Source organism: Jingyaoa shaoxingensis, assembly GCF_014385005.1.
GTDB lineage: Bacteria > Bacillota > Clostridia > Lachnospirales > Lachnospiraceae > Marvinbryantia > Marvinbryantia shaoxingensis.
In genome coordinates this window covers 48,323-72,898 of the sequence record NZ_JACRSZ010000017.1, presented here as the reverse complement: position 1 = coordinate 72,898, position 24,576 = coordinate 48,323, and the positions used below count along the sequence as shown (strand labels likewise).

Annotated in this window: 18 protein-coding genes, 2 pseudogenes and 1 riboswitch; of the genes and pseudogenes, 1 reads left to right on the top strand and 19 read right to left on the bottom strand. The window is 43.0% G+C overall.

Features of this window, described 5'->3' with window-relative positions; translation table 11 throughout:
* Positions 1 to 619: 619 nt before the first annotated feature.
* The 11 genes and pseudogenes from H8716_RS14460 to H8716_RS14410 all read right to left on the bottom strand — a co-directional run.
* Positions 620 to 3,844 (bottom strand): AAA family ATPase, encoded by a 3,225-nt coding sequence (locus tag H8716_RS14460; protein WP_249309739.1) that lies wholly within the window; start codon positions 3,842 to 3,844, stop codon positions 620 to 622.
* Positions 3,841 to 4,992 carry an exonuclease SbcCD subunit D gene (locus tag H8716_RS14455; protein WP_249309738.1) on the bottom strand — a complete coding sequence of 384 codons (1,152 nt, stop codon included), beginning with the start codon at positions 4,990 to 4,992 and terminating at the stop codon, positions 3,841 to 3,843. The genes H8716_RS14460 and H8716_RS14455 overlap by 4 nt, the downstream gene beginning before the upstream one ends.
* Positions 4,993 to 5,149: 157 nt before the next feature.
* A complete protein-coding gene (locus H8716_RS14450) occupies positions 5,150 to 6,106 on the bottom strand; it encodes a lactate/malate family dehydrogenase (protein ID WP_249309737.1) in 957 nt (318 codons plus the stop codon).
* A 22-nt stretch (positions 6,107 to 6,128) separates the two neighbouring features.
* Entirely contained in the window at positions 6,129 to 6,740 is a 612-nt protein-coding gene (locus H8716_RS14445; protein ID WP_249309736.1) for a metal-dependent hydrolase, read from the bottom strand.
* A gap of 99 nt (positions 6,741 to 6,839) precedes the next feature.
* A complete protein-coding gene (gene galT / locus H8716_RS14440) occupies positions 6,840 to 8,327 on the bottom strand; it encodes a UDP-glucose--hexose-1-phosphate uridylyltransferase (RefSeq protein ID WP_249309735.1) in 1,488 nt (495 codons plus the stop codon).
* 14 nt (positions 8,328 to 8,341) lie between these two features.
* Positions 8,342 to 9,511, bottom strand: coding sequence for a galactokinase (locus tag H8716_RS14435; RefSeq protein WP_249309734.1), 1,170 nt, complete (start codon positions 9,509 to 9,511; stop codon positions 8,342 to 8,344).
* Positions 9,512 to 9,735: 224 nt separating this feature from the next.
* Positions 9,736 to 12,687: a hybrid sensor histidine kinase/response regulator gene (locus H8716_RS14430; protein ID WP_249309733.1), complete on the bottom strand. Its 2,952-nt coding sequence runs from the start codon at positions 12,685 to 12,687 to the stop codon at positions 9,736 to 9,738.
* Between the two features lie 5 nt (positions 12,688 to 12,692).
* A complete protein-coding gene (locus H8716_RS14425; protein ID WP_249309732.1) occupies positions 12,693 to 14,543 on the bottom strand; it encodes an ABC transporter substrate-binding protein in 1,851 nt (616 codons plus the stop codon).
* Between the two features lie 27 nt (positions 14,544 to 14,570).
* The gene (locus H8716_RS14420) at positions 14,571 to 16,736 is read right to left on the bottom strand and encodes an ATP-binding response regulator (RefSeq protein ID WP_249309731.1); all 2,166 of its coding nucleotides are present in this window, start codon (positions 16,734 to 16,736) and stop codon (positions 14,571 to 14,573) included.
* Positions 16,720 to 17,535, bottom strand: coding sequence for a substrate-binding periplasmic protein (locus tag H8716_RS14415; protein ID WP_249309730.1), 816 nt, complete (start codon positions 17,533 to 17,535; stop codon positions 16,720 to 16,722). The genes H8716_RS14420 and H8716_RS14415 overlap by 17 nt, the downstream gene beginning before the upstream one ends.
* 40 nt (positions 17,536 to 17,575) lie before the next feature.
* Positions 17,576 to 17,871: pseudogene (locus H8716_RS14410) on the bottom strand (response regulator); the annotation flags it as partial.
* A 58-nt stretch (positions 17,872 to 17,929) separates the two neighbouring features.
* Positions 17,930 to 18,005: riboswitch (cyclic di-GMP riboswitch) on the bottom strand.
* Between the two features lie 832 nt (positions 18,006 to 18,837).
* Between H8716_RS14410 and H8716_RS14405 the strand changes: the two are divergent.
* Positions 18,838 to 19,530 (top strand): LytTR family transcriptional regulator DNA-binding domain-containing protein, encoded by a 693-nt coding sequence (locus H8716_RS14405; protein ID WP_249309729.1) that lies wholly within the window; start codon positions 18,838 to 18,840, stop codon positions 19,528 to 19,530.
* 264 nt (positions 19,531 to 19,794) lie between these two features.
* On the opposite strand, the gene H8716_RS14400 is transcribed toward H8716_RS14405, so the two are convergent.
* From H8716_RS14400 to lysS, 8 genes and pseudogenes are all read right to left on the bottom strand, one after another.
* Positions 19,795 to 20,310 (bottom strand): hypothetical protein, encoded by a 516-nt coding sequence (locus H8716_RS14400; RefSeq protein WP_249309728.1) that lies wholly within the window; start codon positions 20,308 to 20,310, stop codon positions 19,795 to 19,797.
* 87 nt (positions 20,311 to 20,397) lie between these two features.
* On the bottom strand, positions 20,398 to 20,613 hold the full coding sequence (locus H8716_RS14395; protein WP_240578167.1) for a PF20097 family protein: 216 nt from the start codon (positions 20,611 to 20,613) through the stop codon (positions 20,398 to 20,400).
* 16 nt (positions 20,614 to 20,629) lie between these two features.
* Positions 20,630 to 21,070: a helix-turn-helix domain-containing protein gene (locus H8716_RS14390; protein WP_208913397.1), complete on the bottom strand. Its 441-nt coding sequence runs from the start codon at positions 21,068 to 21,070 to the stop codon at positions 20,630 to 20,632.
* A gap of 102 nt (positions 21,071 to 21,172) precedes the next feature.
* A pseudogene (locus tag H8716_RS14385) lies at positions 21,173 to 21,586 on the bottom strand (class B sortase); the annotation flags it as partial.
* The gene (locus H8716_RS14380; RefSeq protein ID WP_249309745.1) at positions 21,570 to 21,746 is read right to left on the bottom strand and encodes a ParB N-terminal domain-containing protein; all 177 of its coding nucleotides are present in this window, start codon (positions 21,744 to 21,746) and stop codon (positions 21,570 to 21,572) included. The gene H8716_RS14380 and the pseudogene H8716_RS14385, both read right to left, overlap by 17 nt.
* Positions 21,747 to 21,816: 70 nt before the next feature.
* Complete coding sequence (locus H8716_RS14375; RefSeq protein WP_249309727.1) at positions 21,817 to 22,032, bottom strand: ParA family protein; 216 nt, start codon at positions 22,030 to 22,032, stop codon at positions 21,817 to 21,819.
* A complete protein-coding gene (locus H8716_RS14370) occupies positions 22,025 to 22,285 on the bottom strand; it encodes a DUF6075 family protein (protein WP_330606642.1) in 261 nt (86 codons plus the stop codon). Before H8716_RS14370 ends, H8716_RS14375 begins: the two co-directional genes overlap by 8 nt.
* 229 nt (positions 22,286 to 22,514) lie before the next feature.
* Positions 22,515 to 24,518, bottom strand: coding sequence for a lysine--tRNA ligase (lysS, locus tag H8716_RS14365; protein WP_249309744.1), 2,004 nt, complete (start codon positions 24,516 to 24,518; stop codon positions 22,515 to 22,517).
* Positions 24,519 to 24,576: the final 58 nt, after the last annotated feature.

Genomic DNA, 24,576 nt, shown 5'->3' with positions numbered 1-24,576 from the left:
GCTAATTGAACTGCTAATGTTCAATTAGATATCCCTTTTACTGTTTTATAAGGTCAGTTCCTTGAATTAACTTTTAGAATCTTTCAAGGTTGTTTCACTGTTCAATTATCAAGGTTCTTTGTTGTTTTGTCTCTCAACAGAAACTTTGATATCATATCACTGTTTCAGAAGTTTGTCAACAACTTTTTTAACTTTTTCAATCTTTCGATTGAAGCTTTGTGTTTCTCACTGTCTCTGTCAGACAGCTTCATTATATTAGCACCCATGCCAGTATTTGTCAACACTTTTTTCGACTTTTTTCAAAATCTTTTTTCTTTTACAGGCAAAGCTACATTCCATCCTTTTGTAAACCCGTCCTTGCAAAAGACATAGATTTATCTCAGTCGAGAAGACTTCCACCTCTTTCAGGTGGTGAGTAATAACAAATTTGTCTCAGTGGGAGTCCAATCTCCTACTGAGATAAACGCTCCGCGAGGATGCGCAGTGATTCTGTAAAGAATGTGTCAGCTTACGCTGACCAGAATCACGCGCCAAGTCTCTCGGATGCTCGACTTGAATTTTAACGCACCATTAAGCCAGAGGGGACAGTTAAAAAGCCGCAAAACACCGTCCCCAATGGCTACTGCCATCTGGCATGGCTGCCTTCCTGGTCTTTGGTTACCAGAAGTTGTTCTTCTACCTCTTGTTTTAGTTCTGTGACATGGGAGATCATCCCGATCATCTTTGATCCGCCCGCCATGCGTTTCAATACTCGAACTGCCTGATTTCTGGAATGTTCGTCCAGGGAACCAAAACCTTCGTCTATAAACATCATATCCAGATGTATTGCTGCGCAGCTTTGCTGAATCTGATCTGCTATTCCAAGAGCCAGTGACAGTGCCGCCATGAAGGATTCCCCTCCTGATAAGGTACGGACTTCCCGCTCTTTTCCGGTTACTGTGGAATATACCATAAGATCCAGTCCATGATTCTTTCCTTCTCCTGCCTTTTCCAGACGGTACATCCGTAGTTCATACTGCCCTGCCGACATTTCGAGAAATCTCCGGTTGGCTGCTGTCAGTATGTTCTGCAGATAATAGCGCTGCACAAAAGTTTCAATATCCATTCGTGCTCCTGTCATATTTCCGGATAACTGCTGATAGAGTCGGTCGGTTCTCGCATATTCTTCCACTATTGTCTGGCGTTCTTCCTGATTCTTTTTCAGCGCCAGATATGCCTTTTCATTACTTTCATATGCATTTTTGCAGATTTCCAGCTTTGTACGCACATCTTCCAAATGCTTTTCGGACTGCTCCTTGCAGATCTCCAGCATCTCCAGATCCGGTCTGTCCTGACTGCCTATCTCTTTTTCTGCGGTCTCCTTCATCTGCAAAGCGGCTGCTTTTTTCTCTCTGTATGCTTCTAGGTTTTTCTGCATAAGATCTGCATCACTGATGGCATAGGTCTCTGTCACTTCCCGCCATCCTTCTTCTGTTATCTTTCCAGCCTCCAGTGCGTTCCGGTAGTTCCTGTACTTTTCTTTCTCTTCCTTTTCTTTTTCTGGTATCTCTTTCTCATACTGCCTGATACGAGCCTGCGTCTGTTCTTTTTCCCTGCGGGCATTCTGCATCTGTATTCTGGCATTCTGGCAGATCTGTTCCTGTTTTATTCTGATCGCTTTTGATACAGCTTTTTCATCCTGCACTTCTTTTGAGGTCTTTCCTTCTGTGGCACTCTGCAATTCCTGCTTTCTGCTTTGAAGACCTGCCAGCAGTTCTTTTTGTCTGCCTCTCTGCTCTTTCAGCTTTTCTTCCCGTTCTTTCAGATCCTGCTTTTTCTGCTTTCCCTCTTCTTCAGATTTTTTCAGTTTCTCATACTGTAATTTTCTTTTTGCCAGATCAGTGCCTTCCTCTTCCACTTCATTTTTCCAGTTTTTCAGGCTGATCTTCCACTTTGCCAATACTGTTTCTTCTATTATATCTATATCTTCATCCGTATCCCTGTCTTCGAGACTCCTTTCCGACAAACTTTTCTTCATGTGCTGATACAATTGCTCCGCCTCCTGCTGCATCAGACTTTCCTTTTCTTCTTCCAGCTTCTGGTATCCTTCTGCCTGCCTTGCCAGTTCTTCCTGCTTCTTTTGTAATTCCTGCACTTCCTTGCTTTCCTGCTCCAGCATCTCTCTTGTCAGATGACGGTTTGTTTCCGCAAGCAGGCATGGGGATGGATGTTCCAGAGAACCACATACCGGACACGGCTGCCCGGGACGCAATTTTTCTTTTGCCAGAAAACCTGCCTGCGCATCCAGAAAAGCTGTCTGGTTTCTTAAATATGCCTCATTTGCCTGAAGAAAATGCGTTCTGCCTGTAGAGTACCGCTTTGCAGTATCCATTCTCTTCTGAACACATTTTGTGTACTCACGGTAGTATTTCATCACCTTATCATGCTCATCCAGCAATGCATCCGCGTCCGTTTGACGCGCCTGCCACAGTGCCATCTGCGTGTCGACATCCTTCAGATCTGTTCTTTGCTCACGCCACGCTTCTTCCTGGCTCGCCAGATCCGTTATCTCCTTCTGCACTTTCTGTAATAACTGATCTGCCTGTGCCAGATTCTCTTCCTGTCCATCTATTTCCTTTTGGATCTGATGCATCTTCTCCAGTGCTTTTAATATCACATCCGCTTTCTGTATCACTTTACTGTCAGCTTCCACCGCCTGACGAAAGTTCTGCTCTGCCCTTTCTTCCTGCAAAACAGCTTCTTTTTCCTGTATTTCCAGTTGTGGAAAACGTTCTTTCTGCTGTTGATGATTTGCCTTCGTCTCTGATGTTCTCTGTGCAGCTTCCTTCCACTGAAGATAAATCTGTCGTATTTCATAGGCCTGTCGTATCTTCCTGACCCGATCTTCATCCAGCAGTCGTTCTTTCTCTTCCAGCCTGCATTCCTTTAATCTCTCCTGTGCCTGTTCCAGATAGGCAAAAAAACGCAGACAGTTCTGTGCTTTTACCACATTTTCACGGTCAGTATCCCTTTTTTCAGATGCCTGGCGGTACTCCTTCTGTTTTTCCTCCCGTTGCTTTTCCAAATCTGCGCACAAACTTTCAAGTTCCTCCACCAGGCATTCCAGATCTGTTACAGAAAGTCGGTCCGAAGTCTGAATCTTCTGTTTTACCTCCTTCACCTCGGCGGCTCTGCGGTAATCCTCAGGTATTACAATATACCCAGCCTGTGTCTGACAGATCGTTCGTATCTGCCCCATGATACCCAATTTCTCTTTCCTCCTGACCGCCAATTCTTCTGTCAGCTTCTGGTAGAATTCTGTCTGAAACAACTTACGAAAAATCACTTTCTTCTCATCTGATCTGGCACGAAGCAATTCCATAAATTCTCCTTGCGCAATCATGGCCACCTGCATAAACTGGCTTTTTGTCAACCCTACGATCTCTTCCAGCTTCTTATCGGTCTCCTTCTGTGGATATTCGCTGCCATCCGGCAGTATCAAACTCACCTGCGCACTGACCTCTATCATACCGGTTCCCCGTTTCTTCGGTCTTACATGTCTTGGACTTCTGCGTACTGTATACACGCCCGCTCCATCTATATTTTGTTCTTCAAAAACCAGTTCCACATATGGTTCCAGATACGCTTTTGTATACTGGCTCTGAAGCTCTACCCCGTCCTTTTTATTATTTTCAGAACTGGCTTCTCCAAACAGTGCAAATACAATGGCATCAAAAATGGTCGTTTTCCCTGCGCCTGTATCTCCGCTGACCAGAAACAGATTCTGCTTCAGCCCTGAAAAATCAATTTCTGTTTTCTTCCCATAAGATCCAAATGCCTGCATAATCAATTTCTGTGGTCTCATCTCATTTCCTCCTTCACTGTATTTATCACATCTGTCAGCAACACTTCCTCCTCTTCACTCAAATCCTTCAAAAAAGCACAGCAAAGCTGAAACGGATCTCTGTTAATCTGTACTGCTTCTTCCCCCTTTCCATTTTTTGTTCCGGCTGTCTCCCTTCTGATCTCAAGAAGATTCGGAAACGCCGCATAAATCCGGTCCTGCATGTCAAAAATATCCAGCTCCACCTCATCAGTCAATACAACCGAAACATAATCATCACTTGCTGCCTCCAGAATCTCCGTGAGTGTTCCGCGGATAACTTTCACTTCATGACGTGGATATAACGGAATTGCCGTCATCTCTGTATGACCTTTTTCTCTCATCTCAATCATCTGTATGGCTTTTACCTGTCCTGCTTCACTGACTGAGCAGGCAAGGGGAGTTCCACAATAGCTCCAGATATCCTTTTCCACCTTCATTGGTTTGTGGATATGTCCCAGTGCCGCATAATCAAACGGCTTAAGGACAGATGCACCTACCTGATCAATATTTCCCACTGTCCGGATCTCCGAATCCATGCGTTCCACCTGTTCCGCATCTATTCCATCCGGAAGATAAAACTGATGACTGACCAGTACATTTCTCACCCGTGTATTTACCTCTTCTCTCTCCAACAGACGTTTTACCGTCTCATGATAGGAACAAAGTGTTCCGTCAGCCTCCGTTCCCACTATATTTTTCACCATCGACGGGCGCACAAACGGAAGCAGATAAAAAATCACATTCCCCCATTCATCACTCATGGTCACCTTCTGGATATGTTCCTCTGGCTGCTGCGGAGGCATACCTGCCATATACAGATTCTGTTCCTCCAGAATACCTCTGTAGAGATTTACTCTCGGTGCACTGTCATGGTTCCCACTGATCATCATCACAACCGTATCCGGCACTTCCTTTTTCAGATACAGTACAAACCAGTCAAATACACTGACTGCTTCTGCCGAAGGTACAGCTTTATCGTAAATATCACCGGCAATCACAACGGCGTCCGGCTTTTCCTTCTTTGCCTGTTCCACCACCTGCTGCAGGACAAACTTCTGATCCTCCAGCAGATCTCTGTTGTATAATTTTAACCCTATATGTAAATCGGACAGATGAAAAAATTTCATATTTGCTTCCTCCTGCATTTCCGGATATTTCTTTCAGTATACCAAAAAAGATACCGGCATGCGGTATCTTTTTTGCAGTATGATATACTAGGTTACTACATCTTCAAACTGGGAATTGTACAGGTTCGCATAGAAACCTCCGGCTTTTAACAGTTCCTCATCTCACCTGCTCAATGATACCATGCAGGTATTCATAGCAATTCTTTAAACCTTCTTTTCCATCTTCATCCAGAGGAAGCTGCAGTACACGGTCGATTCCCGCTCTTGAGATCACGCATGGCATACTCATGGCTACTTCTGACAGACCATACTGTCCATCCAGTACAGTTGACACCGGCACAACTGCCTTTTCATTTCTCATAATTGCACCTACCAGACGGCAGACACTCAAGGCAATTCCGGAGCTGGTATATCCTTTCAACTCTACAATATCCAGGCCGCTGACCTTTACTTCGTGAAGAAGCTGTTCCTTGTCGATCGGCTGTTCCAGTGCGAACTGGCTCTGGAATTCTGCAAATGGTATTCCAACGATATTCACACAGTTCCACGGGATAAAGCAGGTTCCACCATGTTCCCCCATCACAAAACCCGTCACATTTTTGGCATCTACCTTGCAGATATCCGCAATCATCTTATTAAATCTTGCTGTATCCAGAAGAGTTCCTGTGCCGAAAATCTTGTTCTTTGGATAATCAAAATCATGCTGCGCAATGTAAGTTAGAATATCCATTGGATTGGATACATTGATTAAAATAGCATCTCTGGTATAAGCAGTGATCTTTTCCATTGTCTCCCGCATTACCGTCACATTGGTCTGCAGAAGCACCATACGATCTCTGGAGTTACCCGGCTGAATACTAGGTCCAGCTGTATTGATAATAATCTGCGCATCCGCACACTCTTCAAATCCACCGACGCGGATGCTGGTGTTGGAACTGTAGGCAAATGCCGTAGTATGGCTGGCATCCAGCACCACTCCAAGTGCCTTCTTCTCATTGCGGTTAATCACCACAATCTCATCTGCCAGATTCATGCGTAGAATAGAATCCAGAATAGCAGACCCCACATGTCCGGCACCAATTAAAACAATTTTCCCATAATTCAGATGTTTCATCTCCTGCTCCTCTTTTCCTCTGCTAATGCAGATATATTTTGCGAATAAAGATCCAGACTACTCTGACTGCTGCCAGAAACCCAACCCCAAACAGTACATCATTTACCAGACCTGATGACGACAGCAGCCGGATACCACAAAACTTCTTAGCCGGATAAAAAAGCTGTTCACCCTTTTTATTAAAAAAGTCCAGCATCAGATGACTTAGGAAACCCACTGCAAAGTATCCCACAGTCGATGGCAGAAACAGCCACAGACATCCGCTCAGAAGTGCCATTGCCAGGAAGGAATGCATAAAAGTACGGTGTCTGCTCCGCATGCCAAACACACATATGGTTAAAAATGCCTGCACTGACAGCCAGATCCGTACAATATTCGTATGCTGTATCATCCTGCTGTAGATGCCGATATGCCATATATGATCGATCACACCCACAGCCACCACTGCCGACACCATCAGGGCAATCATTTTCCCGGCGTCTCTGTGAGAACCTGAGCTTCCCACATCAATGTCGCTGATCACCGCTCCGATCAGGGACGCTGCAGTTCCCAGTACCAATTCTGTCGCACTTACCGGCTGCATGATAAGAAGACCTGTTGTCACTCCTACTACTGCATGTGTCTTTCCTAACATGTATACTCCTTCTTTTTCGTTTTTTCAATAATATTTCTCTAAAACAACAAACGCGAATGGAGCTTTTATCTTCCATTCACGTTTGTTCTCCGATTTCTTTTACAGTGTATTTAAAAAACGCAGGAAATCCCGACGTCCTTTTTCTGTACACTTGTAAACACCGGCATCTTCCAGAACCTTCACAAAGACTTTTCCTACTTCTTCTTCCAGTATACGGTCAATGTTTTCTGCGTTCAACTGCGGATAAGATGGGAGAAATTCTGCCACCCAGGAAGCATGTTTTTCAATCTTCTCATTCGTGGTAATTTCTTTGTTTTCAAGAATATATTCCTTCAGAAGTTCCATCTCTTCCTTCAGCCTTGCAGGAAGCACTGCAAGCCCCATTACTTCTATCAGACCAATATTTTCTTTCTTAATATGATGCAGCTCTGCATGGGGATGATACACACCGAGTGGATGTTCTTTCGTAGTAATATTGTTACGCAGAACCAGATCCAGTTCGTAGAAATCTCCACGTTTTCTGGCAATCGGCGTAATCGTGTTATGTGGTTCTCCGCCTGTCTCTGCAAAAATGAAGGCGTCTTTATCTGTATAGCCACGCCATGTCTTCAGAATGTGATCTGCCAGTTCGATCATTCTGCCTGTGTCCGGTGCTGAGAGACGAATGACAGATAATGGCCATTTTACAATGCCTGTCTGCACATCTTCGAATCCCGGAATAGTAACAGTCTTTTCTACCGGTGCTTTTTCCATGGCAAAAGTATAACGTCCGCCCTGGAAATGATCATGGGTCAGGATGGATCCGCCCACGATTGGCAGATCTGCATTGGATCCCAGCATATAATGTGGAAACTGTTTTACAAAATCAAACAGCTTCACGAATGTAGCGCGTTCAATCTTCATCGGCGTATGCTGGCTGTTAAACACGATACAATGCTCATTATAATATACATATGGAGAATACTGAAATCCCCATTTGCTGTCGTTGATGGTAATCGGAATAATCCGGTGAGTCTCTCTTGCCGGATGATCTCCTCTTCCCGCATATCCTTCATTTTCAAAACAAAGCTGACACTTCGGATAAGTTACAGATGCAGATTTTCTTGCAGCTGCAATTGCTTTCGGATCCTTCTCCGGCTTAGACAGGTTAATGGTAATATCCAATTCCCCATAAGGACTGTCGATCTTCCATTTCTGATCCTTCCGAACCCGGTAACGGCGAATATAGTCGGTATTCTGGCTGAACTGATAGAACCAGTCTGTAGCTTCTTCCGGATTCTCATCATATTTCCGGCGAAATGTCTCCTGAACCTGTGCAGGTCTCGGAGTCAGACAATTCATCAGTTTCGTATCAAACAGATCTCGGTATGCCACACTGTCTGTGATCAGTTCTCGTTTTACGGCTTCATCCAGCAGATCTTTTAAGATATCTTCCAGAGGTCTTTCCTCTACTTCTCCCGGCTCTTCATACGAGTCTTCCTGAAAACAGTCCAGCAGCAAATTCACTGCATAAGTCTGCTCACATTCCGGAAGCAGTCCGGTTCTCTTTCCATATTCTGTCAGTTCTTTTATGTATTTGCTCAGCACGATGTCTTCCCCCTTTATGCCAGCACGTGAGCGCCGTCCCCGATATCTACAATGTAAAACTCTGCATCAATACCAGTCTTTTTCTTGTATTCTTCTCCGACTTTTCTCTGGAATTCTTCAACCGCTTCTTCTTTTACGATACTGACCGTACAGCCGCCAAAACCGCCTCCGGTAATTCTGGATCCCAGTACACCCGGAATCTTCCACGCTTCTTCTACCAGAATATCAATTTCTTCGCAGGAGACTTCATAATCATCTCTTAAGGATATGTGGGAGGCATTCATAAGCTGTCCGAATTCCTCGATCTTTCCTTCTTTTAATGCTTTTACCGCACGAATAGTACGCTGATTCTCATATACTGCATGTTTCGCACGTTTTCTGCAGATATCACTGGTGATGGCTGACTGTACCTTTTCAAACTGCTCTTCGTCCAGTTCTCCCAGGCTGCCAATCTCACATACCCTCTGCAGTTCCTTTAATGCTGTTTCACATTCATTTCTGCGGTCATTGTAGGCAGAACCCACCAGACTGTGTTTTACCTTGCTGTTCGTAATCACAATTCTGGCTGCATCCAGCTTCACCGGTGCATATTCATAATTCAGCGTATTGGTATCCAGAAAAATTGCACAGTCTTTCTTACCCATGGCACTGGCAAACTGATCCATGATACCACAGTTACAGCCATTGAAATTATTCTCGCTGTACTGACCGTTCAGGGCAATCTGTGTCATGGTCAGGTCATCCAGTCCGTATAGTTCCTTCAGAATCAGTCCGGTCAGAACCTCCAGTGATGCGGATGATGACAGTCCTGATCCATTCGGAATATCTCCGTAGATCAACATATCAAATCCCTGTGAGAAGCTGTATCCCTTCTTCTCCAGAGCCCATACAACTCCCTTAGGATAGTTGGTCCAGCCTGCTGCATCTGACGGTACCAGATCTTCCAGGCTGGTCTCTACTACACCTTTTCCCTTAAAGTTTTCTGAATAGAAACGGATCTGACGGTCTTCTCTTTTTCTTGCAATTCCGTATGTTCCAATAGTCAGTGCACATGGAAATACATGACCGCCGTTATAGTCAGTGTGTTCTCCAATCAGGTTCACACGTCCCGGTGCAAAACAGCTTATGATTTCTCCGCCTGCTCCGTACAGTTCCTCAAAATGCTTTCTTAATTCCTGTTCCATCTGTTCTACCTCCCAATGAATATTACCTGTACAAAATAAAGTCTGTGGATTCTGTGGCCAAGTTTACATCCATTTCCCGCATAAGACTTTTTTCATCTGTCTGATGCGGGAATCTTTATTATCATTTAACCATACTCCTGTATATTTGTACATAAACAGAATTGCAAAAAATATGGATAAAATGAGATTTTTTGATATTTCAACTTTCCAGGTTTTTCTCAATTTTATTCGTACAGATTGTTCTGTAATGTGAAAAGCAAGTCCTCTATAACTATCGGTTTGGATAAGAATCCATCCATACCACATTCCAGAGCTTTCTTTCTGTCCTCATCAAAAGCATTGGCAGTCATGGCAAGAATAGTAATTCCCGACAGTGCCGGATCATCCAACGCACGGATCTGCTTAGTAGCCTCATATCCATTCATTACCGGCATCTGTACATCCATCAGCACCAGATCATAACCGCCCGGTTTCGAATTCTTTACTTTCTCCACGGCCTCTGATCCATTTTCTGCGGTATCAACCAGGAAACCATATTCATTAAGGATCTCCACCGCAATTTCACTGTTCAGTTCGTTGTCTTCCACAAGCAAGATACACTTGCCTCTGAAATCCAGGTTTACTGCCGGAAGAACCGAATCTTCTGGTTCAGCCTGACTCTGGCCGATGGCAGACATCAAAGTCTCTCTGATATCTGACATGAACATTGGTTTTGCACAGAATGCCGTCACCCCGGCCGCTCTGGCTTCTGCTTCGATATCTGACCAGTCATATGCAGTCAGGATAATGATCGGGGTGTCGTCACCAAGGCTGCGGATCTGGCGGGTCACTTCAATGCCATTCATATCCGGCAGTCGCCAGTCGATGATATACGCATGAAATGCATCTCCAAGTTCCATAGACTGACGTGCACGCAAAACAGCCTCCTTACCGGAAAGTGTCCACTCCGAACGCATCCCAACCTTCACAAGCATTTTTGTCACACTGTCACAGGTATTGAAGTCGTCATCTACAACCAATGCTTTAAGGCCTTCCAGCTCTGCGATCTTCTCTATACGTTGGTGCTCAGACTGAGTACGGAATGGCAGACGAACAATAAATTCGGTTCCTTTGCCCTGTTCTGTCTGAATCTCAATGGTTCCGCCCATCATATCCACGATGTTCTTAGTGATCGCCATGCCAAGTCCTGTACCCTGGGTCCTGCTGACTGTGGAAGTCCTCTCCCTCTCAAAAGGAGAAAAGATCTTCTGCACGAATTCCTGACTCATGCCGATTCCGTTATCCTTTACCCGAATCTCGTACAATTCACTTCCTTTTACTGTCCCCGGGAACTGTTTCAACCGGACAGAAACGGTTCCGCCTGCAGGAGTAAACTTAACCGCATTGGACAAAAGATTCAGCAGTACCTGATTCAGCCGTGTCTTATCACAATAGACATCCTCATTGGTCACATCCATGGCATCCATATAAAGTTCCAGCTGTTTCGCATGAATCTGTCCACTGATGATTGTCTTCAGGTCATGAAGTACGTCCGACAGACTGACCTCTGTTTCTTCCAGATGGATCTTTCCACTCTCAATCCGGCTCATGTCCAGGATATCGTTGATCAGTGATAGCAGATGGTTGCTGGATGAAAGGATCTTACCAAGATAATCCCGGACTCTTTCCTTATCATCAATATTACTTACAGCCAGTGTGGTAAAACCGATAATCGCATTCATTGGTGTCCGGATATCGTGAGACATATTGGAAAGAAAAGTACTCTTTGCCTTGTTTGCTGTCTCCGCGGCACGTACTGCCTCAGAAAGTGCCTGATTCATTTTCCAGTCAGAGGTACGGTCCGACATAACCAGAATATATTTCTTTTTCCCGCTTACCTCACTGCCCATTGCAATATTATGGAACCAGCGTTTTTCTCCTGTCTTCAGATGAATATATTCAAAATCCCATTCCCTCTGTTCATGAACCCGGATTTCCTCCAGAATATTTTTCTCCGGATTTTCCTGTTCCTCCGGATGCAGTTTTCCCAGAATACAAATATCTTTACGAATCTGTTCTACCGTAATACCCAGCAGCTTTTCCGCATTTGGGCTGACGTAATCTGCCTGATATGTTTTTGCATCCAGCATCAGAAAGACATCATCCACATTCATTGAAAGCTTTTGAAACAGCTCATCACGGTACTGAATCTCTGTATCCTTTCTCCTGAGGTTCGTTCTGCCTTTTTGAATAATAAAACCGATAAGTAAAGCGGCAATGCAGAGCACGACTGCTCCCACGAGAAGCATTGTATGAAACTGCAGACTGTTCATACTGGCATTGACAATATCCGCCTGAACAAGTCCCAGAAACATCCAGTCCTGGATATCCGATTTTTCATAGACCAGATAATAGTTCCTTCCATCCAGATTTAGCAGCATCGCATCGGTACGTCCTGCTTTAAACTTCTCTGAAAGTTCATTAATCTCTTTTTCCGACATATCAGAATGTTCTCTCAGAACACCGAAGAAATTATACACGTTCCCCCATGCCTCAGAAGAATGATCCACCACAACACGACCATCCGGATGAACAACAAAGCTCTGGGCATTTCCATCGAAAGCAGAAATATCCAGTACATCTACGATATCAGAGTTTTCATAAGCAATGGCAATGGCATCATATTCAAATCCCTGATAAATTCCATGAGCCTTAGGTGTTGCAAAAACAAGCAGCTGAGCTTTTCCTGGAACTGCTGCATTCGCTATCACATCATTTCCCTTCCGGATCTCCTCTTCAATATTTTCCTGTAATCCAAGGTACCCGGTTTCACCTGTTGCCATCTTATAGTTTCCGTCAGCTGACAGAAAAAAGAAATCTAAAAAGCCGGCATCTTCCTGTGCTTTCTCAATATAATCACGGATTTCGTTTTCACTGGAGGTATTCTGCAGATTCTCACCCCACATATGAAGATAGGTCAGATTCTTATCTGTCAGTTCCCTCAGCATGTTATCAGACTGATGAAAAACTTCCGCCAAATGAGAAACACTTTCCTCATAAACAGTTTTCGATACAAATCTGAAATATTGGGAAACCATCAAAACAATTCCAAGAGAAACAGCTATAAAGACAGCTATCCTTAACCTTTTTCTCATGACATGTTTCTCTCTTTTTGTATTATGATTCTTAATGTCCATTCTCCTCACCTCAAAGTCATGTAGTCTTCAGGTTCTGCAAGAATGGCATCACCATCTGAAACATATGCTGTCCAGGTATCTTTCACAGTGGTATCCCCTCCATCAAACACAATATTCTCATCTGCCGGATAAGCTTCCATGTGTTTTGGTATCGCAAGGCAAGTTACCGTGAAAGTATCATTGTCCTGAACTTTCTTTCCATCCTTCATAACTTTACTCAATGCGTAACCATTATCGTTTTCTTTGACTTCCACAGAAATACCGCTGACTACTGGCAGAGAGCCACGATTAAACGGAATAATACCTCCCTCATAACCTTCTACAAAGTTTTTAATCGTCTCTTTCAATTCAGCCCCACTCATCTTGCTGCTGTAAGCCGCCAGACCATTTGGCATGATCATGTCGCCTGCCATTTTTTCCGTATAACCGGCTTTCAGCACATTTCCCGTAAAGCTGTTTCCGGTTGCGATCAGCACATCCGTCCCATAAATGCCGCGCAGAGTGTTTGCCATAGCCGAATATGCCGCATTTCCTCCACTGCTATGGAAGCGGTTGGAATACGACTTCTGTGAATCCAGCACGATATTATCAGATGTGGATTTCTCCTCCAGCAGCTGAGAATTAAATGACTGGTATGCCTGCTCTGCATCGTATTCTCCTGAGATCATCTTAGAAACCACGTCCTTGGAAACGGAGAAAAAGTCATTTGACGCAATCCGGATATACATATGGTTTTCTTCGATTACAGGTTTCACATCTTTCATATATTCCGTAAGATGAAGATCCACATCCTGACTGTAACTCAGCAAATCCTGCCCATCACTAATGATCCGGTTCTGTGCATCCTCTGAAAGCATTGTGCTCAGTACCTCCATTGCTTTCTTGCGGCGTGTTTCATCCTGTGTCAGGTCACGGTTTAATGCCACCTGGAAATATGGCGTAGTCATCAGCCACTTTTCGCCATTCTGTTGAAAGAATGGAAGAAATGTTGTGTTAATGCCCTGATCCTGAAACATTTTTACACCGGCAGAGGTGCCAAAGTACATGGCAAGCCTGCCACTTTGATACATCTCAACGATATCATCATAATTCCTATCCAGATCATCCTGGTTCAGCCCTGTATCCTGTATGAACTGCTCCATACGTTCAAAAGCCTCCGGCCAGACGACACTGTCCAGGCCTTCTCTCTTTGTGTTATCCGGGTCACTGTAGGTGGTACGCCACTTGCGTCCGTCTACAGACGACAACTCGGATGCTGACAGACCCTGCAGTGTTTCCATACAGGTATAGTCATAATAATAGTCTGCCGTAAACCCACGGATTCCCACTTTGTCAAATGCCTGGCAGGCAGAAACGAAACTTTCATAGTCCGTTGGAAGCGGAATATCATACTTTTCAAATAGATCTTTGTTCACCACGAAACCATGGGCATCTGCACATACCGGAAGCCAGTTTATACTGCCGTCCTCGTTCATAAAATTATTGAGATAGGTATCATAAACAGCACCTGCCGCATTCGTTGTGGAAAGATCCATCAGACTGTCGTTCAGCGGACTTGCATCATGCAGTGAAAAGCGACAACAGGTTATGATATCCGGTAATCCACCATTTTCATTCAAAAACTTATAAAAATCCAGATCATTATTCCCTACTACAAATTCAATATTGATATCCGGAAGCTGTTCCTGGATGTATGGTGCATATTTCTCATACAGGTTTGTACTCCATAAATACACCGTGATGGTTTCTGCATCTTCTTTTTCCGCGCTGTTCCCACCGCAGGCTGACAGAAATGACATAACTGTCACCATTGCCCAAAGTACAACAAGTATCTTATTCCATTTTCTCTTTTTCATTATGAATTCTCCCTCTGAAATTGGTTTTCACTTATCTGCTAATTCATGAATTATCTTTACCAATAACTTCGTATCAACAGGCTTTGCAATATGTTCATTCATTCCTGCTTCTTTTGCTCTTATTCTGTCCTCCGTGAACGCGTTTGCTGTCATTGCAATAATCGGTATGACCTTTGCATCCTCCCTGTCCAGAGAACGGATCTTCTTTGTGGCGTCATAGCCATTCATGACCGGCATCATGATATCCGTAAGAATGACATCAAATTCACCAGGTTCACTTTTTCTGAATAGCTCAACAACTTCCTGACCATTCCATGCTTTGGTCACCTCAGCGCCTTCATTCTGAAGCACGAATTCTGCAATTTCCATGTTCAGTTCATTGTCTTCTGCCAGAAGAATATGCAGCCCCTTTATAGATTTTTCTGATACATCCTTCTGTTCTTCACGTTTGTCCGCATCCGGATCTATTTTGAACGGAACCCTGATCACAAATGTAGTTCCCGTACCTTCTTTACTTTCAAAGGTAATCGTTCCACCCATTTTCTCGACCAGATTCTTTGCAATCGCCATTCCCAGACCTGTTCCTGCAAATTTTGTGCGGCTTCCTGTGTGTTCCTGTGCAAATGGTTCAAATACATATTTCTGGAACTCCTCAGTCATTCCGATTCCGGTATCCCGGCAGACAAATTCCATTGTGGTCATTTCCGGCTGTTCGGATGGAATTTCCATGCAGCTGATATAGATCTGTCCGTTTTCTCTGTTATATTTCACTGCATTCGACAGGACATTCATCATTACCCGTTTCACATATCCCGGACTTCCAATAAAATTCCGGTGTGTGATTTCTTTTTTCTCCCACACAATCTGGATATTCTGTTCTGCAGTCATCTGTTCGATCACAGCAAATACTTCCCTGGAAATACTGCTCAGATTAAATGGGATCTCTTCCAGAACGATTTCACCTGACTCAAGCTTACTCATATCCAGGACATCATTTACCAGTTCCAGCAACAGATTGGATGCCTCTTTCACCTTTATTCTGTATTCCGTCTGTTTCTCCATATTATCTGCATAATGATCTGCCATATTAACCAAACCGCAGATTCCATTGATCGGAGTCCTGATATCATGGCTCATCCGCTGGAGAAACTCTGTTTTTGCCTCATTGGCGGCTTCTGCCTTTTTTGCAGCTATCAATAGTTCTGCTTTATATTTTTCATCTTTTTCCTGTTCCTTTTTCTGATGTGCCTGATTGGTTCTGTATGTCCAGAACCAGAATATACTGAATATCAGGAAATAAAGAAAAATAACGCTTATCATACTTAATGGAAGGTTATGGAACACCGCTGTATCCGGAAGATATGCATAAATATAATAATCACGCTGCTTCAGCATGATTCCATAACATCCAATTCCTTCCTTCTTCAAATGATAAATATGCTGACTGTCTGTATTCTTTTTCATTTCCTGAACAACTTCGTTGTCGGTTGTATTCTGCCCCAACAGGCTCTCGTCATTGCTGGCAACAATGATTCCCTCGTCTGCAACAATAATCGTTCCATCTTTCTGGACACTATAACCATTTAAAAGCCCTTGTATCGTCAGCGTATAGTTTCTGGCAAATTCAGGAGATGTGTAATAATAGGTCGCAACGATACCCGGTGCATCTTTTCTGGCACAGGCTGCAATGTCAATATGTGATCCGTCTTTCCTGTTAAACCGTTCTGAATAAGTTCTTTCTTCATATCCGTCAAAATCCATGATAATGTCTTTTTGCAGATACGCCGTAATCTCACCTGTCAGAGACTCATCCGTACTGTATTCGCAGTCCGTCTTTCCCTCTGCATCCAGTACAATGATACCATCTACCCAAAGAGTCTGCAGGTTTTCTTTCAGGAACTCCTGACTTAGCTGACCGCCGTTTTCTATTTCCGTATCGATATTCGCACTTATCTGTCTGGCACTTTCAATGGCGCGGAGAAGGCTTTTGGATTCCGAAGATTCATTATAATGGGTGTAGGTGGAGCACTGCACTTTCACATAGTTTACAATTTCTACCATTCTTTTCTCTGCTTCCGTTTTTTCTGCATGGAAGAAATAAAACAGAGATACTACAACCACACAGATTCCAATCAGACCACCGATCAGCTGGATTCGTTTTTCTTTTTTCTTTCTCTTAATATCCAAGATCATCCACCTCCAGATATTTCTGGGGATCATCCAGATATTTTCCAATGATTTTCAGGGATGTGCCATCCTGACGCATCTCCTCCAGTGTCTGATCCATCTGCTCACAGATTCCCCTATCGTCATCTTTTGCAAAAGCAACGCCTATTCCAGTAATCATCAGCGGCTCTTCCAGGATACGGAAGCTCGCATCATAATCCTTCATATACTGAACAATCGATTCCTCATGTGCGGCGACTGCATCTACATATCCTTTTCCCAGAAATGTATAGATCAGCTCCCTGTGTCCCAGGCTGATCAGATTGCCCAGCTTTGGGATTCTCTCATCCGTCCGGTTCAGAAAGATGCCTTCCGGTTTGGTTGTGGACTGAACAGCCAGGTTCTTTCCCTCCAGGTCACTCAGTTTATAAATATCACTGTTCTCATTTACAGCGACCACCTGACGGCTTGCTATATATGGTCCCGCCCAGCGGTAATCGTCAAGGCGTCCTTCCATGGAAAAGCAGCCCATGATACAGTCAATCTCTCCGCTCTCCACCAGTTCTTTTTTCTTCTCCCAGTTGATCTGGACAACCTCCACCTGATATCCCATTCTTTTGAAAGCTTCTGTAGCCAGTTCTACATCGATTCCCGTCGGTACACCATCCTCATTCAGATAATTGTATGGTGGATAGTTGTCGCTGCCGAGGGTAATAACAGGCTTTTCTGTTTCTTCTTTCGTGTTATCTGTGTTTTTACACCCTGCCAGGGTGACTGCTAAAATTCCTGCAAGCAGAATGCCTGCAATCACTCTTTTTCTTTTCATTTTCCTTTTATTCCTAATTATCCTTTTCGATTCTTTCATATCAGATTCGCTGCCATTTATTACTGTTCAATGGCCTGCGGTTCGGTACCCCCCCCCGCCGGATTTTATGCTTCTGATCGTCTTTGCCAGTTCATGGGAACTTCTGCTGATTGCCTTCGTTGCCTCATAACCATTCATAACTGGCATCTGCACATCCATCAGGATCATGTCATAATCACCCGGCGCAGACTGTTCAAATGCTTTCAAGATCTCTTCACCATTTTCACAGATGGTACATTCTGCACCTTCAATCTTTAACAGTTCCGTCAGGATCTCTGCGTTCAGCTCATTATCCTCTATCATGAAGATATTCCATCTTCAAAAAAGCACTGTCAAACAGACAGTGCACTTCATTTTATGCAACTGGCTGCCATTTTACAGGCCCTGTAGCTTTGCGTCCCAGATTTTCATCTGGTTTGCCGATTTCCTTATTATAGCTTTTAAACTTATGCAAAAAAACTGGTTTTATTATACTCTGATGCTCTACGGTACACAAGAAAAACATTACCGTTTTAACGTTCAAAAATAAAAAAGAACAGCCGATATATACTCGAACTGTTCTCCTACTTCCGAAGTCCACGCAGCATTAACATTACTGTTTCCTGCTCATTTGTACTCAGATTGTTCCATATCCTTAAAACTTCTTTCTGTTTTCTGTCAAATTCTCCGAATTACCTTCCTGAAAAAACTATGATAATGTCACGACTAATGCTGTACATTTTTTCAAGTGCGAGCAACGACGACAGGTTTTCCTGCGCCATGATTCTTCCCAGTGATGACTGGGAAATTCCCGACAGCTGCGATAATCTGTATTTACTGATATCACGTTTTTCGCATAAAAAAATATAAAGATACTTTTGTTTCCGCAAAAGTCATTTTCGCTTATATTGTTTGTATAATATCATAGGTTATTACGTTTGTCACCTGAAACTTTAAAGCACAAAGCATTTTTTCTCTCCGGCTTATCTTTTCCCGGTTGATTTCTTATTTATATTTTCTCAACGAAACCAGTTTCTGTTTTACTTTCTCAAATACATTGTTCGCTCCTTATAGGGTATCAAGTCAATCATTATGCTTATTCTATATAAATCGTGTTTAAAAGTCAATAATACGTCTATGATATCAAGCGTTAGAATGACTATTCGAAAGAATCTGCGCAATATATTAAATAAACCTCATTTTTCAACGAGTTTTAATAAATTTATTGTATCTCCTGACATGGCATGGTATACTAGAAACATCAACTGAAAAAGGAGTGTCTCTATGACCGACCTGAACACATACTTTCAAAAGCATGGTCTTTGTGCGGAGAACATCCTGTACATTTACCGCAAAGACCGAAAGACCGTCATTCAGCGCACGGACGGTGAGGAATTTGCACTGTTTATACCGGTACGTAGTGTTCTATCCACTTTGCCGGAAAGCGAGTTTTTGAGCATCAGCAAAGGGACAGTCGTATGCCGCAGCCATATTGTAAATATTAGCAATGACGGCATTTATACTATGTCGGATGGCCGCACTTTTCAAGGGCGCAAACGCGGATTGAGCAGCCATCGCCGCCTGCGTACAGAAATAGGGCTGGCAGAAAAGAACCCCCGTCCCCTGAGTATGCTGGAAAAATGCAGCCTGCTGGACGATATGCCGCTGGCATTCTGCGTGATAGAGCTTGTCTTTAACAAGGACGGCCGCGGCGTGGATTTCATTTTCCGCTATTGCAATGCGGAAATGGCGAATGTGGAAGGCGTTCCCGTGGAAGAAATGCTGGACCGCTCGTTCTACGAGGTCTTTCGCAATGGCGATAAAAAGTGGCTTGTGGCATATGCGGATGTAGCTCTGAACGGTACAAAGCACACCCTCCACGATTACAGCCCGGAGATAGACAAGTATCTTACCATCCATTGCTATCAGCCCAAACCCGGCTATTGCGCCTGCGTGTTGCAAGTAACGGATCGATAAATCGAATAAGAAAACAATATATGTCCTTGCGCCGCTCCGCAGCTATCCTTTCGTTAAAACATCATAACGAAACAAAGGAGCTGTCCTGAAATAGACAGTTCTAAGAGAGGGAGGGTGTGACTCATGCCAACTCACACCCTCCTAAAGATAAAGCATTGGATTGTCTACACGATGTGTCGACAATTTTTAGCAAAATCTTATAAACTACTTCTTGAATTTATATTTCCCTTTTCCGTGACCGGATACTGGTTCAATAATATCTGCCTACACCAAATTGGAAAGAAGTTTTGAAGCACCTGAAGCTTTCAGCTCAAGAAGCTCCATAACTGCACTTCTTCCAAATACTTCATCAAAACCAAATTTTTCAAAAAGTCTATGGATATGAACCGTTGTTTTTACTGAGAAATCACTACCTTTTTCGGAAAGTAATCTTTCAATATACACTTTTTTGTCTTGAATGTCCACTTTTCCATTCTCAATATCCACTTTTGTGTCCCCAATGTCCACTTTTTCTTCGTTCAAAAGTCCACTTATATGAAGATTTCGATTATGAAGCTCGTTTTTCTCGTTCAAAAGTAGATTTCTGAGAAATGCTTCCAAATACTCTGTTGTTTCGTGAATACCTTTTTGCAGATTCGTATAATTTGCACGAACAAGTGCATTTCTGAAATACCACGCATTTTCCGCAAAAATATCATTGATTGCAGAGAACCCAACTGCTGCCTTATTTATGGTCTTGATTGTACCTTTGCTTGTATCTCTTGTTTTTATATCAGCCATCGGTTTCCTCCTTTCTCGAAAAAAATAACAGCCTTACGTTTGATTTCGTAAGACTGTCTCATAATTTCTTTATTGAATTGTAACTGCTCAATACTTAAATATAACTGTTTTGCACTCTTCACAAATTGAAGCAGCTACCCTTGTTCTATGACTTGGTTTAAGCTCTGTGATTTTCACAAAGCCCTCTGCATTTTTCGCATTTTCAAATACTCCCGGTACTTTATTTGCAAAGCTAAAAGCACCATCTTTGCTGCAAAACAAGTATCCATCACGCATCTCTTTACCACATTCAGGGCATTTCATTGTATGCACCTCCATTTCATTCATTTGTCATTTGCCTACTCAATTTTAATGCTTCTTGCACTCGCTGTTCAAAGACATCTGCCTTAACAAGAGCAATGCCTTCTGCATCATCTCCGAGAACAACTAATCTGTCGCCTTCATTTAGTTCAAATGTTTCTCTTGCCGCTTTCGGTATTACAATCTGACCTTTGCTGCCGATAGTGACTGTCCCCCATAAATGCTTACCTATCGGGGCAGGAGCAATCTTTATATCATCGACTTTATTGTCCTGATGAACAAGTGAATCTATCGTAACACCATAGTATTTTGCCAGCTTGTCACACTTATCAATATCAGGATAAGTTTCTCCCTGTTCCCATTTAGAATAGGACTGTCTGGAAATTCCTATCACTTCTGCGACCTGTTCTTGCGTCAGTCCTTTGATATTACGAAGAAATATCAGGTTATCTGCCAACACTTACTTCACCTCCTCGTCTACTAATATTATACGTCCGAGAAAGTACACTTTCCACCATACAAACTTGTCAGAAAAGTGTTTTTAATGTTAATTTTACCTGCATTACTCAGATATCTTCTTAGCGACAACAACAATCCTGCCATTGTTTCTTGAATATTCACAAGTAAAAAGAGAAATAAGCTTGTCGCCATACTCTGCCGATACTCCGGTATCATACAAAGAAAGTTCCTTGCACTTAGCAACATACGCATCAAACTCTGCCGCATTTTCTGCGTCCGTAAACTCATAATACTTAAAGCTATTGGAGCTGTCTGTATAAACGACTGTCTTAAAGACTGCAATCACTTCATACTGGTGTCTGTCCGTCAGTGTATCAAAGGTAATAGTCTTATGACCTTCCCAAAAGCTCTTGTTTCTGTACTTCATCAGTCCCGTAAACATCGAACCGTCATTCATATGGTGTCCGTCTATAACGATGTTGTCTGAAGGTTTCTGCACATCACAATTTTCCTGCACATCCACCCTCGGATCGAGGTCTTACCAGTACAGGAGTCAAAACACCGTATGTTTTAATACTCTCTACGGTTTCAGCCATTTTTTCATCATCATTTACATGGAACGGATGATTTTTAAAGGGATAGAGCTTTGCCAGATCTATTTCCACAACCTGGTTCATACTCTTTTCCGGTGTTTCCTCTAATCCCAGTAATTCATCATAAGAGGTAAGCTGAATATCTTTTTTCGGTCTACGCATGTTTCAACACCTCCTGAACCAGTTCCAGATAGCTGTCTGCCCCCTTGCTTTTTCCATCATAGGCAAAGATACTTACCCCCTCCGATGCTGTTTCTGCAAGGCTTTCTGTTCTCGGAATTGTCTGCTCGAAAATCTTAATGTCATTTCCATATGTAGTTTTGATTGCCTGTTTGTTTCTCTTTGCATTATTGTAACGGCAATTATCCATTGTGAATAAAATGCCTTCTATCTGTAAACCCGGATTGAACCTCTGATGGATTCCCTTTACTAAAATTATAGATTTTATCCACATTATTTCTTGTATCTCTGTCGATACCCAGGCAATAAACCAGAGCCTGATGGTAAACATCCTGATATCTGCATTTTTCCAGATATTCCATATAAAATTTTTCGTGTTCCTTGCTCTTGAAAGTAATTGTGCGAGAATTGCTATTCTCTGCTCTTAACGCTGTGCTTGTCATTGCTTCTTCTCCTTTAAACTGTTATTTTTTACTTTAATTTGGATTTCGACTACAACCAAAAAGGACACTTCCCTAAAATTTCTCTTAGGAAAATGTCCTTGCGATACATTTATAAAGCTCAATTCATAAGCACACCAACGTAATATCAAGTGTTATCACGTATTATACAACAAAAATTTGTTGTACTTCTGTTGTAGTATGCAACTTTTACAAACACATTTTTTGATTTTTAGTATAACTTTGCACCTGCTGGAATATGGTCATCAACCATCAGAAGATGAAGTTTTTCTTCGCCCTCTTCCTCATGGATTGCACTAAGTAACATTCCACAAGAATCAATTCCCATCATAGCTCTCGGTGGAAGATTTGTGATAGCAATAAGAGTCTTTCCAACCAGTTCTTCCGGCTCATAAAAGCTATGAATACCGCTTAAAATGGTACGATCTATGCCTGTTCCATCGTCCAGAGTGAACTGTAACAGCTTCTTGGATTTCTTAACTGCTTCACATGCTTTTACCTTTACAGCTCTGAAATCTGACTTGCTGAAAGTATCGAAATCAACCATTTCTTCGAATAATGGCTCAACTTTTACTTTGGAAAAATCAATCTTCTCAACTGGCTTTGTTTCCTGTGCAGCATTGTTTGCTTCGTTCTTTGCTGCCCCCTGTGACTTCATTGTCGGGAACAGAAGTACGTCACGGATTGCCTGGCTGTCTGTCAGAAGCATTACCAGACGATCAATACCGTATCCGATACCACCTGTTGGCGGCATACCGATCTCAAGAGCATTCAAGAAATCTTCATCCGTATGCTGCGCTTCTTCGTCACCGGCTTCTGCATTCTTATCCTGCTGTGCAAAACGCTCTCTTTGATCAATTGGGTCGTTCAGCTCGGAGTATGCGTTACACATTTCCCAGGTATTAATGAACAGTTCAAAACGTTCTACCTTTTCCGGATCATTTGGTTTCTTCTTAGTCAATGGAGAAATTGCCAGCGGATGATCCATGATAAAGGTCGGCTGGATCAGGTTCTCTTCACAGAACTCTTCGAAGAACAGATTGATGATATCACCCTTGGTGTGACGTTCTTCAAATTCAATACCACGATCTTTTGCCAGTGCTTTCGCTTCTTCGTCTGTCTTAATCTTATCGAAGTCTACACCTGCGTATTTCTTAATTGCATCGTTCATAGTGAGACGTTCGAATGGTTTACCAAAGTCGATCTCGATGCCATTGTAAGTAAACTTGCTGCTTCCAAGTACTGTCTCTGCCAGGTAACGGAACATGGATTCTGTCAGTTCCATCATACCTTCGTAATCTGTATATGCCTGATATAATTCCATCAGCGTAAATTCTGGGTTGTGGCGGGTATCTACACCTTCGTTACGGTATACACGGCCGATTTCGAAGACTCTTTCCATGCCTCCAACGATCAGTCTCTTCAGATAAAGCTCCAGAGAAATTCGAAGCTTTACATCTTCGTTCAGTGCATTGTAATGGGTTTCAAATGGTCTTGCCGCTGCACCACCTGCATTACTTACCAAAGTAGGTGTCTCTACTTCGATGAAGTTTCTTCCATCCAGGAACTTACGGATCTCTTTGATGATCTGAGAACGCTTCAGGAATACTTCTTTGGATTCCGGGCTCATGATCAGATCCACATATCTCTGACGATAACGCATATCAGTGTTGGTCAGTCCGTGGAACTTTTCCGGAAGAATCTGAAGCGATTTCGCCATCAGAATCATTTCTGTTGCATGAACAGAAATCTCCCCTGTCTTGGTACGAAATGCATATCCTTTTACGCCATAGATATCACCGATATCAGACTTCTTGAACTCTGCATAAGACTCTTCGCCGATGGCATCCCTTGAAACGTATACCTGAATATTGCCCTTTAAATCCTGAATGTTACAGAAAGAAGCTTTACCCATGACACGCTTGAACATCATACGTCCAGCAATGGATACATGAATCGGCTGTGCATCCATGATTGCTCTTCTTTCATTATAATCATCGTTCAGAACCTGTCTGGCCTGTGCTTCATCCATACCTTCTACAGAAGGTGTGGTTCTGCCTGCCAGGATCTGAGCTTCGTGTGCATAGTAAAGATCCTTCACATCTGCTGAATGATGTGTCTGATCAAATTTTGTAATCTGGAACGGGTCTTTACCCATAGCCTGCAGCTCTGCCAGCTTATCACGGCGAACCTGTCTGAGCTTGTTCACATCCATTTCCTGACCGTTTCCCTGTTTCTTATTTCCCTGTGCCAATTCTCATTCCTCCTGTGTT

What these genes read in the sequence shown, in the direction of transcription:
- H8716_RS14460 (WP_249309739.1), bottom strand. Translation starts at nt 3,844, where the DNA reads ATGAGACCACAGAAATTGATTATGCAGGCATTTGGATCTTATGGGAAG.
- H8716_RS14455 (WP_249309738.1), bottom strand. Translation starts at nt 4,992, where the DNA reads ATGAAATTTTTTCATCTGTCCGATTTACATATAGGGTTAAAATTATAC.
- H8716_RS14450 (WP_249309737.1), bottom strand. Translation starts at nt 6,106, where the DNA reads ATGAAACATCTGAATTATGGGAAAATTGTTTTAATTGGTGCCGGACAT.
- H8716_RS14445 (WP_249309736.1), bottom strand. Translation starts at nt 6,740, where the DNA reads ATGTTAGGAAAGACACATGCAGTAGTAGGAGTGACAACAGGTCTTCTT.
- H8716_RS14435 (WP_249309734.1), bottom strand. Translation starts at nt 9,511, where the DNA reads ATGGAACAGGAATTAAGAAAGCATTTTGAGGAACTGTACGGAGCAGGC.
- H8716_RS14430 (WP_249309733.1), bottom strand. Translation starts at nt 12,687, where the DNA reads ATGGACATTAAGAATCATAATACAAAAAGAGAGAAACATGTCATGAGA.
- H8716_RS14425 (WP_249309732.1), bottom strand. Translation starts at nt 14,543, where the DNA reads ATGAAAAAGAGAAAATGGAATAAGATACTTGTTGTACTTTGGGCAATG.
- H8716_RS14420 (WP_249309731.1), bottom strand. Translation starts at nt 16,736, where the DNA reads ATGATCTTGGATATTAAGAGAAAGAAAAAAGAAAAACGAATCCAGCTG.
- H8716_RS14415 (WP_249309730.1), bottom strand. Translation starts at nt 17,535, where the DNA reads ATGAAAAGAAAAAGAGTGATTGCAGGCATTCTGCTTGCAGGAATTTTA.
- H8716_RS14405 (WP_249309729.1), top strand. Translation starts at nt 18,838, where the DNA reads ATGACCGACCTGAACACATACTTTCAAAAGCATGGTCTTTGTGCGGAG.
- H8716_RS14400 (WP_249309728.1), bottom strand. Translation starts at nt 20,310, where the DNA reads ATGGCTGATATAAAAACAAGAGATACAAGCAAAGGTACAATCAAGACC.
- H8716_RS14395 (WP_240578167.1), bottom strand. Translation starts at nt 20,613, where the DNA reads ATGAAATGCCCTGAATGTGGTAAAGAGATGCGTGATGGATACTTGTTT.
- H8716_RS14380 (WP_249309745.1), bottom strand. Translation starts at nt 21,746, where the DNA reads ATGAACCAGGTTGTGGAAATAGATCTGGCAAAGCTCTATCCCTTTAAA.
- H8716_RS14375 (WP_249309727.1), bottom strand. Translation starts at nt 22,032, where the DNA reads ATGGATAATTGCCGTTACAATAATGCAAAGAGAAACAAACAGGCAATC.
- H8716_RS14370 (WP_330606642.1), bottom strand. Translation starts at nt 22,285, where the DNA reads ATGACAAGCACAGCGTTAAGAGCAGAGAATAGCAATTCTCGCACAATT.
- lysS (WP_249309744.1), bottom strand. Translation starts at nt 24,518, where the DNA reads ATGGATGTGAACAAGCTCAGACAGGTTCGCCGTGATAAGCTGGCAGAG.